Origin of the sequence: Cupriavidus sp. GA3-3, from assembly GCF_000389805.1 — a bacterium.
GTDB lineage: Bacteria > Pseudomonadota > Gammaproteobacteria > Burkholderiales > Burkholderiaceae > Cupriavidus > Cupriavidus necator_D.
The window spans coordinates 156,562-169,500 of sequence record NZ_KB944504.1 but is presented as its reverse complement, the minus strand read 5'-3'; the positions used below and the strand labels follow the sequence as shown (position 1 = coordinate 169,500).

Sequence of the window (12,939 nt, the reverse complement as noted above, 5' to 3'; positions counted from 1 at the left end):
GAACATGAGAACAACCAGAAGAGAATTCGCCAAGGTCGCCGGCGCAATTATGGTCGCGGCAACCGGGATCCCCTCGCTTGTCGCTTCGGCATCGGCTTCGGCGGGAGGCGGCATGCCATCCGCGGCGTACGGAGCCCGTCGAGGCACCTACCTGATCAAGAACGGCATGGTCATCACGGTCGACCGGAAGAATGGCGTCATGCCACGCGCCGACATCTTGATTCGAAACGGCGTGATCGAGAAGATCGGTCGGGGTCTGAGCACGGCCGGCGCGCAGACGATCGATGCCGCGGACATGATCGTCATGCCCGGCTTCGTCAACTCTCACTACCATATGTGGAGCGCGATCGGACGCAGCTTCACCGCGCGGAACGGCGGCTTCTCCTACTACCCGGCCAAGAGCGCCACATCCGCCTTGTACACGCCGGAGGACTTCTACAACAGCGTGCTCCTTGCGTGCGCCGAACTAGCGAACGGCGGGACCACTACCGTGCACAACTGGTCGCATAACACCCGCTCCGCGGCCCATGCGGATGCCGAACTTCGCGCGCACCAGCACTCTCTGCTGAGGGCCCGTTACTCGTACGGCCACATTGACAAGCTCCCGGTAGACGAGGTGAACAGGTTCGGCGACCTTGCGCGCGTCCAGCGCAAATGGTTCGGTGCAAACTCCCCATTCGAAGGTTTGGTGCACCTGGGACTGAATCTGCGTGGTCCGCAACAGAGCACCGATGCTGTCTTTCACGAGGAAATGAAGTTCGTCAAGAAGAGTGGGCTTCCCGTAGCGATCCACGCGCCGCAGGAGTCGCCCAACAATGTCGATGCTGTCGACTACGAGAGGCGCGGTTACCTCGGCCCCGATTTTATGATCGCGCATTACGTCCCGGCGACGACCGAGGACTTGATGGCGATGGCGCGCACGAAGACACCGCTCTCCTTTGCGACACATTCCGAACTCCGGCTCAGCAGCACGGGCGATGCCCGGGCTGCGCTGTTCGCGATGCGTGCCGCGGGGCTGACTATCTCATTGTCGAGCGACGCGACGTCCATTGCCCCACCGGACATGTTCGAAATGATGCGTTTCACCTGGAACCTCGGGGTGCCCTGGGTTGGCACCCCCAGCGAGCGGGCAAGGGCGGTCAGCGTGCAAGAGGTGATCGAGATGGCGACGATCAATGGAGCCATCGCGATGGGGATCGGCGACATCACTGGATCGATCACTGAAGGCAAGCGCGCAGACATCATTCTGGTGCGGGCCAAGGATCTGAACATCTGGCCAATAGGCAATATCGAAACGGCGATTGTGCAGAGCGGCAGCGCCAGCAACGTCGACACGGTGTTAGTCGATGGCCGAATAATAAAGAGAAGCGGTCGCTTGCTAGCCTACAACGTGGACAGCATTGTTCGCGGTGCTCAGCAGTCCTCCAATCGGATTCTCAATGCGGCTGATGAGATGATGAAGTTATGAGTAGTCTAAAGAGTGAGTGGGACGAACGCCGCCTTCTGTTCGAGATGAAATGCACACCGAACTCCCTCCGTGGACCAGGCAGCGGGAGTCATTTGTCCGCCCAAGGGGCGACCACTCGATTTAGTCGAGACGAACGCGAGCACGTTCTTCGCATATGCGTTCTTCGTTTTGTACGGTCCGGCAAGGCAACGCCGCGTTGTCCGGACCTTCATCCTTTACTTCCCAGGCCCTGCCCATGCGCACAGCACGCTTGCTATCATGTAGTTCTATCGCGGCCCTTGCCACCCTCGTTGTGCCGGCGCTCTGCATCGCCAATGCCAACGCCGCCGAGCAGATCGTCAGGCATCGCAACCCGGCGCACATGACCGAACCGTGGGCGCGTGAGTTCGCGGAGGTGATCGAGATTCCCGCCAATGCGCAGCTGCTTGTGCTCAGCGGCGTGGGGCCCACGGTGGCGAATGCCTCGGCGCTGCCCGATACCGCGGCCTCCTATGGCGACACCGCAACCCAGACTCGCAGCGTGCTTGGCCAGATCGAGCGCATCCTCCAGGATCGCGGCTATCGCATGGGCGACATCGTCTCCATGCAGGCGTTGATTGTGGCAGACCCGGCCACGGGCGAGCCAGACTTCACCGGCTTCTCGAGCGCCTATAAGCAATACTTCGGAACAGACAAGCAGCCCAACGTGCCGGTGCGCACGCGAGCCGAAGTCTTGCGGCTGGTGCCGCCGGGATGGCTAGTCGAAGTCACCGTCATGGCGAGCCGTGTGCCGTCGCGGCGGCCACAGTAGAAGACATAGGCTAACTAGCGGTGTGCCGCAACCGGGAGGGCGGAGCTCGAGTGGCCGGGCGCAGGTAGTGGGACAGCGCACCTAACTCTCGGTTGAACATGACTGAGTGCGCCGAGCCGCCGCCTGCGAGGCGGGTTGCCCAGGGATCGGCTTGGCGGCCCGACGAGCTGTCGCGTGTCGTGGCCCTCATGTGTTGCAGTGGTGCTCCCCGGTATTTCCTCTCGATTATGATCTGATTTATACAATAAGGCCAAATGAAAGTAAGAGCATTATGCATCGCTTCGCTAGGAGTTGTGGTGCTAACTCAAACATCACTATCCTGTGCGCAAAATTTTAATGGGAAAAATCTCTTTACGCAGAGATGTGCCATATGCCATGGAGCAGACCTCAAAGGGACAGGGCCATTGGCCAAGAAAAGCATTCCTCCCACACCTGATCTGACAACCGCCGCTTTCAAAAGACGACTCAATGATTATCCTGGTGTTATTGTTTCATCGGTGATACTTCGTCCAAATGGAGACTTGATTCCAAGAACTTTGCAAGAGAATGGTGTAAGGCTGGCGCCGCACTCTTGGACTGTTCAAGATTTTCGAGATTTAAATAAATACATGAGTGGTGTGATTTCAAATAGCCGGTGATCGTGAGGCAAGAAGACGATACGGAAGTTCGGTGATCGCGGCCACTTTTCCTTGTGTCCGGCCGTTAGCCAGACGACATTAGTCTGGCGTGAAGGGCGGCCAGATTCTAAGAGACTGCTCTGGATTTGAACCGTTGTCTGCGCCGGTTCGTAGGCAGTTCAACTATGGAGCTTGCGCATCCGCATGTCCTCGATCATGCGCTGGCGCGGCGGGCTGATGGTAGGCGTCGGGATTGACATGGCTGTGCTCCTGTCGAGAATCGAGGCAAATTGCCTCGATTCTCAACATAGGGAACAGCACAGGCGGTTCAGTCACTTTGTGCAATGGCCGGAGGGCTACCGCGCGAACGGTTTAGTCCACTGGCCGGACCCGGACGACCGCGCAGGTTGGTGGATGACTGTGATCGTAGACCGTGCCTCCTGCCCTACCTTCGACACGACGTTGCTGTCTCAGGACAGGTTCACTGCTTCACGGGCCAACTTCAACGAAGAGACCAGGCGGTGCACAGAACGCACGCCCGTGCCGACTTTTGAAAACATGCTGGCGGTACGACCTTATGCCACGCCTTAACATGGCCAGTCTTGCAGTGCTCAGCCATCTCACTTGCGTCGATCCGTTTCCATCACCGGGCCCTGGGCAGCATGCAGCGGGAATCGGCCTGGCCCGTCGACGCCGCACCCCGGCGAGGAGCCGGCGCGTCGTGTCGCGCTGGCGTGGCTGACCTCGGCCGATCCGGCAAATGCGGTGCGCCTCGCATCTGATGAAGAGCGCGGCGCGCTGCTATCTGCCTTTAGTACAGACTCAAGTAGCCCGGCGGGGTTACCATCAGCCGTTTCCCTCGTCCCCCCCGAAGCCGTCGATCAGCGCATCCCATCTTGGCGGCGCGGTAAATACCTCATCCAGCAAGTCGAGGAATGGCCGCACGTTGGGGCTTGCGCGCCGGCTCTCGGGCCATAGCGCGGTAATGTTCGCGCGAGGGACCGCTAACCGCGGCATGACCGGGACCAGCTCCCCTCGCATCACATGCGTCGCCGCCAGATAGGTCGGCATGATGCCGATCCCGCCGCCGGCGATGACGATCGACGCCACCACGTCGCTTACATCCGCGACGATGCCCGCATCCGGAGCAATCTCGACCAGCTCCCCATCCACGGAAGACGGCCAGCGCAACGCCTGGCCCGAACTCTGGAAGCGGAATTTCACGCAGTCATGCCGATCCAGCTCCTCCGGGCGCGTGGGCGTGCCTTTCCGAGCCAGGTACGCGGGCGCGGCAAACGCGCAGATCCGGTGCGGCGCCAGATGGCGCGAGATCAGGCGGGAATTCGGGAGATCGCCTACGCGGATGGCGATATCGATGCCCTCGGCAACGAGGTCGGCCATCTGGTCGCGGATGCGCAGGTCGACCGCGAGGGCGGGATGCCGCGCGCGAAATAGCACCAGCGCCGGTGCCAGCACATGCACGCCGATCGGATACGGCGCCGCCACGCGGATTATCCCGGAAGGACCGTTTCTAGTGGAAATCGCGGCCTGCTGTATTTCCTCCGCTTCGTGCAACAGGCGCATCGCGCGCTCGCGCAACCCCTCGCCCTCGTGGGTCAGGCGCAACGACCTCGTTGTGCGGATGAACAGCGGGATCCCGAGCTGCTTCAACACGCTTTCACCCGGCACCACCGACACCCCGCTGTTGGGCCGCACGCTCGGCGACGCCCGCGGCGGCTATGTCACGGAGCTCAGCGCACGGCTGCCGCTGAAGAAGATCGTTCCTATGCAACAGGCTGCCGCCGCCGTCATGTTCCTGATCCAGAACGACTTCATGAACGGCGAGACGCTGCACATCGACGGCGGCCAGCGCCTGGTTTGAGCCGGCCTTGCCGGCAGCCAACGGCCAGGTTCCGTTTGGCCGGGGACGACATTGACCTAGCCTCACGCCGGCCGGCGCTCTTCAACGATCTTCTTGTCGCTACTGGCTGACGTGCCGGGCCCGGACGTCGCGCGAACTCATGACTTTCTTCCTGCTGGCTCCATGAGCACCGAACCAGGCTAATTGCGGCGCACGAAAGAGCCGCCATCTGCGGCTGATCCTCTACTTACCGCTTTAGGAGTCTTGAGTGCATCGAACGTTGCACCGACGCGATACCACCAATAAGTAGGCTTCGATAACCTCGCGTCGTTTGCGCGCATTGTTTCGGACGTCGCCGCGATTGCCCACCCATTCTTGAAGCCCTCGTCAACATTGTCGACAGCTTTTCTATTGTCGGACGGCGGCTGATAGTGCCTAGCACGAAGCGATCGGAGACCGCTCCATCGACAGCAAGGAGTCGGGCCATGCCGGGGTAACATTCAGGTACGTGTGCGACGTACTCCGGCGCGGGTGGTACACCGGGTTCTGCCTGGTTACAGGTTTGAGAGCGTGCTGCTTTGACGTGAATCAATCACAGGCGGAAGAGCTTACGTAAGCTTGAATCGTTGCTATAGGAGGCCGGGATGACCATTGTCGTGCTACCGAGCGACGGCTCGCCATACAGCATTAGAGCCGCGAGAAGACTGGTTTCTCCCGGTCTCTTTGAGCGCCCGCTGGAAGTGCACCTAGTGCACGCGTTTCCCGATATCAGCGGCAGGGCGCAGGCATATTTCTCGAAGCCCCAGATCGATCAGTGGGCAAACGAGGCCGCAGATAACGCATTCCAGGCAATTCGCCCATTACTGAAGGCGGCTCACTGTGCGGTGACCGAACATGCTTGCATTGGTGAGCCAGCGCCACGAATCGTAGACGTGGTGCTAGCGTGCCGAGCCGACGTCATCGTCATGGGCACGCACGGCCGGGGCGCTTTCCTGTCGGCCGTCCTCGGGTCGGTGGCAGCGCGCGTGTTAGCTTCCTCTCCCGTTCCGGTCTTGCTGGTGCCTAAGCACCATGGCCATGACTGAAGTGCGGCCACGGTGACACGCGATAGAGGTGAGTCTGCAGCAGTGCATGTCTGCGGGTTCCGCTGCTAGCGCAGGGGGACGGCTGCCGTCACAGACCGCATGTTGTCGTGCCGTCGCTTGTCGGCTGCTCATGTACAATCGCCGATAGGGTGTCTACGCTGCACGTCGCAGTGAGACAGGTTAATGCGTTGGTCGGGCCGCCAACGCAAATGCTCTATGACTGTGGACCGACTCCCGCCCCCACCGCCCCCACCACGGCAACCATTGCCGCGTGCTCAAGTTTTAGCCGAGAAGGCATTCTCGGCGCTCGAACATTTTCTTCATATCGAGGCCGTTAGCGGCATTGTCCTGCTCGCCGCCGCCGGGATCGCGCTGCTTTGGGCGAATTCCCCCGCTTCCCACAGCTACCACGCCCTATGGCATACCCCGCTCTCATTCGGGATAGGTAGCCATCTGGTATCGCAATCCCTGCATTTTTGGATCAACGACGCCCTGATGACCATCTTCTTTCTCGTCGTTGGGATGGAAATCCGGCGCGAAATCCATGAGGGAGCGCTGGCGAACGTGCGCCTTTCGGCCCTGCCAATGGCTGCGGCGCTTGGTGGCGTGATCGTCCCCGCGTTGATCTACCTCGCGATAAACACAGAGATGCCCCAGCGCCAGGGTTGGGCGGTGCCAACCGCTACTGACATCGCGTTCGCCGTCGGGGTGCTCGCGTTACTCGGCAAATCCATACCCGGCAACGTTCGAGTGTTCCTGCTCGCGCTGGCGATCATCGACGACATTGTCGCGGTCCTGATTATCGCAGTGGCCTTCTCGGGCGGGTTGGACTATGGGGGGCTTCTTGTTGCAGGTACAGGTATTCTAATGGTCCTGGGGCTGCAATGGATCGGCGTCGGAACCGCCTATGCTTACGTCGTACCGGGGGCCATTCTGTGGCTGGGAATGCTGAAGACCGGTGCCCACCCGACGCTCGCTGGCGTCGTGCTTGGCATGATGACGCCGGTACTGCCCGGTCGCACGCGAGAACGGCCTTTGGATGTGGCCATGCGTGCGCTCCTTGATCTGCGCGCTCGCGCGACCGCTCGGACACCTAAACCAGAACACATCGCGGCACCGCTTAAGCAACTGCGTCACGCCCAGCGGGAGCTACTACCGCCCGTGATCCGTGTACAGATGGCGCTTCACCCTTGGGTCGCCTACCTTGTCATGCCGCTCTTTGCCTTGGCAAATGCCGGAGTGAGCATTGATGGCGTCGATCTCACTAGCGGCGGATCGCTAGGCGCGATGTTTGGTGTTGTCCTTGCACTGGTCGTAGGCAAACCTCTCGGCATCGTGTCGGTCAGCTGGCTGGCCGTACGCCTGGGCTGGTGCCAGTTGCCGCCCGACGTGACCTGGCGCGGCGTATGCCTGGTTGGACTACTGGCCGGCATCGGCTTCACGATGTCGATATTCATCGCCACGCTTGCGTTCGAGGATGTCAACCTACTTGGGGCTGCCAAGCTTGGCGTGCTCTTGGCATCGGCGATAGCTGCCACCATAGGGCTGACCTGGGGTTTCATTTATGCCAGGGGCCGAAGACCGAGCATGGAACGCGCCGACGAATCTACTGCGGCGGCGTCCGACTGAAGGGGCTACGCGTGCATCGGCGTGGGAAGTTGCTACAGAATCGATGTCCGCTAGGACAGGCAGGGAGTTGATTCGCCCGTTACGGTAAGACGCGCTCGCGGCGCAAGCGAGCCTGCTACTACTGGTATGGTGATGTTGGGGTGGACTAAATCATGGGCGCCTATCAGCCACCAGTCCAAGCCATGACAAGTGCGCACCGCTATTGTTTTTCCGTACTGCCAGCGAATCGTTCGATCTTGCTAGTCGGCCCAGAGACGACCAGCAAGTCTCCCGGCTGGATCGTGGTGGTTGCTGTCGCATGTTCAAACTCTTCGTTGGGACGCTTGATGCCCACCACGGTAACGCCGAATTTCTCGCGCACCCTGGACACCAACAGCGCCTTATTGTGGGTTGAAGTTGGCGCATGGATCCTAGCGATGGCAAAGCCATCGTCGAATTCGATGAAATCGATCATGCGACCGGTGATCAAATGTGCAACTCGTGCACCCATGTCCGCTTCTGGATAAACCACATGGTGCGCACCGATGCGTTGCGCGATCTGACCATGCTCAGGGGTAAAGGCCTTGACCCAGATATCCTTGATCTCAAGTTCGGTCAGTGACATCAAAGTCATCAGGCTGGACGACATGTCTGTGCCGATCGCGACTATGGCGTGAGAGAAATCCGCCACGCCGAGTTGGCGCATCACAGCCACATCAGTCGAGTCAGCTTGGACTGCGTAGGTCAACGCATTTGACCAGCGCTGCACAAGATCGGCATCCTTGTCGATCCCCATGACATCGTGGCCGAGGCGGATTAGCGATTGCGCAACTGAGCTGCCGAAACGTCCGAGCCCGATCACAACGACGCTGTCTCCTGCAGAGAAAGCGAATTGCTCGGTAAATAACCTAGCCAACAATTGGGTGCTCCTCAGGGTAGCGGTATGGCGTGCGATGCTCGCCCATCGCCAACGATACGGCGAGCGTAATGGTGCCGACCCGGCCTGCGTACATGAGCGCGGTCAGCGTAAGCTGAGCGGAAGCCGGAAGGTCCGCTGTGATGCCAGTCGACAAGCCAACTGTACCGAAAGCTGAAATGACTTCAAAGATGACCTGATCAGTCGGCAACTCGGTAACGAATAGAATGGTGAGTGTTCCCGCCGTAATTAGGGCGCTTCCCAGTGCCAGCACGGTGATCGCCTGCCTATGTGCCGAGTTGCTAACGCGCCGTCCGAACGCCTCAGTGTCGCCACGACCGCGGATCTCAGCGAGCACCAGCAATGCGAGTATTGCAATGGTGCCAACCTTGACTCCGCCGGCGGTACTGGCGCTACCTCCGCCAACGAACATCAAGAAAAAATGCAGCGCCAGGCTTTCATGAGTTAGCGCGCCGATGTCGATTGAGTTGAATCCGGCGGTACGGGCGGAGACGGACGCAAATGTCGCGGACAACAGCTTACCTGCAGTCGGCATGGCGCCGAGCGTTCTTGGATTATTCCATTCGAACAACAGCAGGCCAAGAATCCCCGTTGCTAGAAGCACCCCTGTAACCGACAAGGTTAGCTTGCTATGCAGGGACCACCGGCGTGGATCGGCAATCTTGTTCCGCAAATCCTGCAGCACGGGGAAACCGATGCCGCCGATGACGATTGCCACCATCACCGGCCCAAGTACCCAGAAATCGGCCGCATAGCGTGTAAGACTGTCTGCGTGGGTTGAGAAGCCGGCGTTGTTGAAGGCCGATATGGAATGAAACAAACCAATCCACGCTGCTTCGTGCCAAGGAAGGGAATAGGTGAGATGCAGCCTCGAGGCTAGCCACACCGCGATGATCGCCTCTAAACTCAATGTCACCACCAGCACCAGCTTCGCCACGCCGGTGACGTCACCCAAACTGATCGTATGGGTTTCAACCCGGGTAATCAACCTAGCACGCAATCGCAGCGAGCGGTTGACCATCAGGCCCAGAAGGGTGGAGGCCGTCATCATCCCAAAGCCGCCAAGCTGGAACAGTGCCATGATCACCGCTTGGCCGAATCCGGACCAGTAAGTTCCCGTGTCGACGATAACTAGGCCAGTCACGCAGACCGCCGAGACTGCGGTAAAGAATGCGGTGAGCCAGGGCGCGCTCCCGCCATCGACGCGTGACCAAGGCAACATCAACAGTACGCTGCCTGCCATGATGGCCAGCAGGAAGCCCATGGCGACGGTCCGGGTCGGATGCAAGGATCGTTTCATGCACAGAATTGTGCTATGAAACGTGTCACAAATCTAACATTTCCACAGACCACCATCTTTGCACCATCTGGGCGCAGGCTTCCTGGCGTCAATGGTCATCGCATTCCATTGCGGACTTCCTGCAACACCTCATCGAAAGTGTCAACGCGGATCATGCCCAGCCGCGGAAACTCCAAGTCGACGATGACATAGAGTGTCACCGTCAGCGAGGCCACGAAAAAAAGCGCATGCAACCAGTTTCGAGGACTGCGGCTGGCCATGCCATAGCCCGCAAACAAGGCCCCAACCCAGCAAAGCGCGAAAAGCATGCCGAAGATGACGACGGGTGGATGTTCCTTTGTTGCTGCGAGTCGGGTCGATGCCGTGTCGAACGCTGCATTGAGGGCTGGTAACAGAAGCATGGTGGCCGCCGTACTAGCGGTTCGCTGGGACTCCGTTACGGATCTTGTCCAGAGGCGTTCACGCAGCACGTCCGAACGTACCAAGGAAGCCTCGACGCGTTTGCGGTTAGGGACGGCTCGATAGGCGTCAAGCCGGGCATCGAGATATTGCCGGAATATCTCCTGCAACTCACTACGTGCTGGTGGCGGTAGCAGATCCAGACGCAGGTAAGCAGTGCCGATATCGTTGGCTTCCTGGACGATCAGCGTACGCCGCATATCAAAGCGGCTTGCCGCCCCGGAAAAGGTGAAGGCGATCAATAGCCCAAGCAGTGCGAATATCGCGCTTGCGACCGCGCTGACGCCCGTTGTCTCCGGTTCGCGACCGGAGGAAACCTGCCATTGCCACACCAGCCGGCCGAGCTCCAGGGCGATCAGGATACTTATGAATATTCCGACCGCCAACACCAGCCCGCCGGCCCAATCGGCACCATAAAGTAGTGATGCCAAATTCGTCTCCGGTGCATTTCCGCGATGCGCGGTTTCAACGTTGAAGACGGTATGGAAAAGCTTCGTCACAGTATGTGCGCTTCCGCACAGGCGTCCGATAGCCGGGTGGAACTGACGCTTGAGCGTCGGCGTCACGGCATAAGCCAACGTCCGTAGATGGCCGGCAAGCGCCCCCTCGCCGGCCAGAGGTTTGTCACACTTCGGTCTGCTCAGCCATCTCAAGCGCGTCGTCGACTTCGATACCGAGGTGGCGAACCGTGCTCTCCAGCTTCGTGTGGCCCAGCAGCAATTGCACTGCGCGAAGGTTCTTGGTTCTACGATAGATGAGCGACGCCTTGGTCCGCCCCATGGTGTGGGTGCCGTACGCCGTGTCGTCTAAGCCGATGGACTCGATCCAGCGATGTACGAGCCTGGCGTACTGACGTGTGGACAGGTGGGCCGAGGCGTGAATCCGACTCGGAAACAGAGCATCCGACGAGCGCAATCCGCGATGGGCGATCCATGCCCTCAAGACTTGAGCGGGTCTGCTCCGTAATCTCGAACTGAACCGGTCTATGCGTCTTTTGCTGGATCACCATCGCGCGGATACTAACGCGGGTGCCCTGACAAACGTCTCGTACGCATAGCCTTGTGAGATCACACGCTCGAAGCTTGCTATCGATCGCAAGATTGAACAGTGCGAGCTCACGAAGATTCGACGACATCTGTAGCCTTGTACGAATCGCCCAGATCTCGCAGAGCTTCAGCGGCGGCTTTTGTCCGGTGACCTTACCCTTATTCAATGGCGCACGCGGGGTCACGGGTGAATTCGACGTCTCCATGATCATCTCCTTTCGAACGAAGGTAGAATCAGTTTGCGCGCGCTGCAGATCTTCGCTGATGTCTCCGTCAGTCGGGCTGCAACGCGTGCCTCGAAAACTGTGCCGCAGACGGTCGCCGACCGACCCTTCTCCGACCCCCAAACATGGCTGTTGAATGTCCGTTGAAGGCATGAGATGCGACATCTGCGCAGTTCAGTGCTGTCGACTGATCGAGCCCATCTCGGATGGTTTCCAGCATCTGACTGAACGTCCGCGTAGGCCACGCTCCAGCCGTGCGAGTGAGGTCACCTACGGCTTTCGCCGGGCGGGAGCCCCGTCAATTTCGAGCCCCTCGCTAGTGCATTGCGAATCTTGGCGCGCGCGGCCACGCTCATTGCCATGTCCAGCAGGAAGTGGCGGCCGTCATGCCCCGGTCGAGCCGTTTGCGCCTGCCGCATCGGTGCCGGTCGCGTTCTGGCCGGGCATTACGCCAGTTTATACATTGACATCATCCAGGACGGCTGGTTTGGCGGACACGTAAGCGCCAGAATCCCCCAACCAGTGAGGTGAAATGAAATATCAACTGTTCAACTACGAAGGCCGCGATGGCACGATCAACGTCGGCGTGCACGCGGACAGCCGGCATGTGCAATTCGCCGCAGGCACCGTTGACGGCCTGTTGCAGGACTGGCCCGCCGCGCAGCTACGCATTGCGCGCTTCATTGCGCAACTGCCGCTGGCCGCCGAGACGATGGAGCCCGCACAGATCCGCTTCCTGCCGCCGCTGAGCCAGCCCGGTGTCATCTATGGGGCAGGGGCGAACTACCGCGACCATGTCGTGGCCATGGCAAAGGCCGTCAATATGGACCTGACGACAGATCCGAAGGCCGATGGCGTACCGCCGTGGCACTTCATCAAGGCCGGCCGGGGAACACTGTCCGCCCACCGCCAGGCGCTGCCTTATCCCTCGCACACGCGAATGCTCGACTGGGAGGCTGAACTTGCGGTGGTGATCGGCAAGGCATGCCGCAACATCTCGCCGGGCGACGCGCTCGACTGTGTAGCGGGATATACCATTGCCAACGACCTGTCGGCACGCGACAACCTGCGTCGCGAGCAGGTCGATGCAAGCTCGCCGTTCCGCTTTGACTGGATCGGCCACAAGTGCTTTGAAGGCTCCTGTCCCCTCGGTCCTTACCTGACTCCCGCGGCTTTCGTGGCGTCCCCTGAAGCGCTGGATATCAAGCTTTGGGTCAATGACGAACTCAAGCAGAACTCGAATACGTCCAATCACCTTTACACGGTTGCCGAGCAGATCGCCTACTTGAGCGAGCGGCTCACGTTGTATCCGGGCGATGTGCTGCTCACCGGGACGCCTGCCGGCGTTGGCATGGAATCGGGAGTCTTCCTGAAGCGCGGCGACAGTATCCGCGTCTGGATTGATGGACTGGGCGAACTGGAGACATCGTTGCAGTAGGGCAATACCACGGGCGGCGTTCGCCGCCTGACATGGGGAGCCGTTCAGGCTCGCGTCCGCACGGGCACCACATAGAGTGCCTGACGGGCAATGACAATTCGACGGA

The 12,939-nt window shown here is 60.0% G+C and carries 11 protein-coding genes and 1 pseudogene; 7 read left to right on the top strand and 5 right to left on the bottom strand.

The window, feature by feature from the left end:
* Positions 1 to 4: 4 nt before the first annotated feature.
* The 3 genes from C265_RS29260 (at position 5) to C265_RS31945 (ending at position 2,896) form a co-directional block, all read left to right on the top strand.
* Positions 5 to 1,468: an amidohydrolase family protein gene (locus tag C265_RS29260; RefSeq protein ID WP_010812569.1), complete on the top strand. Its 1,464-nt coding sequence runs from the start codon at positions 5 to 7 to the stop codon at positions 1,466 to 1,468.
* A gap of 235 nt (positions 1,469 to 1,703) precedes the next feature.
* Positions 1,704 to 2,258, top strand: a complete 555-nt coding sequence (locus C265_RS29255; protein ID WP_081645169.1) for a RidA family protein — start codon at positions 1,704 to 1,706, stop codon at positions 2,256 to 2,258.
* Between the two features lie 254 nt (positions 2,259 to 2,512).
* Positions 2,513 to 2,896 carry a cytochrome c gene (locus C265_RS31945; RefSeq protein ID WP_010812567.1) on the top strand — a complete coding sequence of 128 codons (384 nt, stop codon included), beginning with the start codon at positions 2,513 to 2,515 and terminating at the stop codon, positions 2,894 to 2,896.
* Positions 2,897 to 3,721: 825 nt separating this feature from the next.
* On the opposite strand, the gene C265_RS29245 is transcribed toward C265_RS31945, so the two are convergent.
* On the bottom strand, positions 3,722 to 4,549 hold the full coding sequence (locus C265_RS29245; RefSeq protein WP_246840265.1) for a LysR substrate-binding domain-containing protein: 828 nt from the start codon (positions 4,547 to 4,549) through the stop codon (positions 3,722 to 3,724).
* A gap of 31 nt (positions 4,550 to 4,580) precedes the next feature.
* On the opposite strand from C265_RS29245, the gene C265_RS32715 reads away from it, so the two are divergent.
* The 3 genes from C265_RS32715 (at position 4,581) to nhaA (ending at position 7,450) form a co-directional block, all read left to right on the top strand.
* Positions 4,581 to 4,757: a hypothetical protein gene (locus C265_RS32715; RefSeq protein ID WP_246840264.1), complete on the top strand. Its 177-nt coding sequence runs from the start codon at positions 4,581 to 4,583 to the stop codon at positions 4,755 to 4,757.
* A 623-nt stretch (positions 4,758 to 5,380) separates the two neighbouring features.
* On the top strand, positions 5,381 to 5,821 hold the full coding sequence (locus tag C265_RS29240; RefSeq protein WP_010812563.1) for a universal stress protein: 441 nt from the start codon (positions 5,381 to 5,383) through the stop codon (positions 5,819 to 5,821).
* Positions 5,822 to 6,037: 216 nt separating this feature from the next.
* A complete protein-coding gene (gene nhaA / locus C265_RS29235; RefSeq protein ID WP_052181700.1) occupies positions 6,038 to 7,450 on the top strand; it encodes a Na+/H+ antiporter NhaA in 1,413 nt (470 codons plus the stop codon).
* A gap of 199 nt (positions 7,451 to 7,649) precedes the next feature.
* Here nhaA and C265_RS29230 read toward each other — a convergent pair whose 3' ends face one another.
* The 4 genes and pseudogenes from C265_RS29230 to C265_RS29215 all read right to left on the bottom strand — a co-directional run bounded on the left by C265_RS29230 (position 7,650) and on the right by C265_RS29215 (position 11,377).
* The gene (locus C265_RS29230; RefSeq protein WP_010812561.1) at positions 7,650 to 8,348 is read right to left on the bottom strand and encodes a TrkA family potassium uptake protein; all 699 of its coding nucleotides are present in this window, start codon (positions 8,346 to 8,348) and stop codon (positions 7,650 to 7,652) included.
* Positions 8,338 to 9,630 carry a TrkH family potassium uptake protein gene (locus C265_RS29225; protein WP_246840263.1) on the bottom strand — a complete coding sequence of 431 codons (1,293 nt, stop codon included), beginning with the start codon at positions 9,628 to 9,630 and terminating at the stop codon, positions 8,338 to 8,340. Before C265_RS29225 ends, C265_RS29230 begins: the two co-directional genes overlap by 11 nt.
* 131 nt (positions 9,631 to 9,761) lie before the next feature.
* On the bottom strand, positions 9,762 to 10,691 hold the full coding sequence (locus tag C265_RS29220) for a DUF4239 domain-containing protein (RefSeq protein WP_246840262.1): 930 nt from the start codon (positions 10,689 to 10,691) through the stop codon (positions 9,762 to 9,764).
* Positions 10,692 to 10,749: 58 nt separating this feature from the next.
* Positions 10,750 to 11,377, bottom strand: a pseudogene (locus tag C265_RS29215) (tyrosine-type recombinase/integrase).
* A gap of 550 nt (positions 11,378 to 11,927) precedes the next feature.
* Between C265_RS29215 and C265_RS29210 the strand changes: the two are divergent.
* Positions 11,928 to 12,833 (top strand): fumarylacetoacetate hydrolase family protein, encoded by a 906-nt coding sequence (locus tag C265_RS29210; protein WP_010812556.1) that lies wholly within the window; start codon positions 11,928 to 11,930, stop codon positions 12,831 to 12,833.
* The last annotated feature ends 106 nt before the right edge of the window (positions 12,834 to 12,939 follow it).

Coding starts and splice junctions, on each gene's coding strand:
- C265_RS29260 (WP_010812569.1), top strand. CDS start 5: ATGAGAACAACCAGAAGAGAATTCGCCAAGGTCGCCGGCGCAATTATG.
- C265_RS29255 (WP_081645169.1), top strand. CDS start 1,704: ATGCGCACAGCACGCTTGCTATCATGTAGTTCTATCGCGGCCCTTGCC.
- C265_RS31945 (WP_010812567.1), top strand. CDS start 2,513: ATGAAAGTAAGAGCATTATGCATCGCTTCGCTAGGAGTTGTGGTGCTA.
- C265_RS29240 (WP_010812563.1), top strand. CDS start 5,381: ATGACCATTGTCGTGCTACCGAGCGACGGCTCGCCATACAGCATTAGA.
- nhaA (WP_052181700.1), top strand. CDS start 6,038: ATGACTGTGGACCGACTCCCGCCCCCACCGCCCCCACCACGGCAACCA.
- C265_RS29225 (WP_246840263.1), bottom strand. CDS start 9,630: ATGGGCTTCCTGCTGGCCATCATGGCAGGCAGCGTACTGTTGATGTTG.
- C265_RS29210 (WP_010812556.1), top strand. CDS start 11,928: ATGAAATATCAACTGTTCAACTACGAAGGCCGCGATGGCACGATCAAC.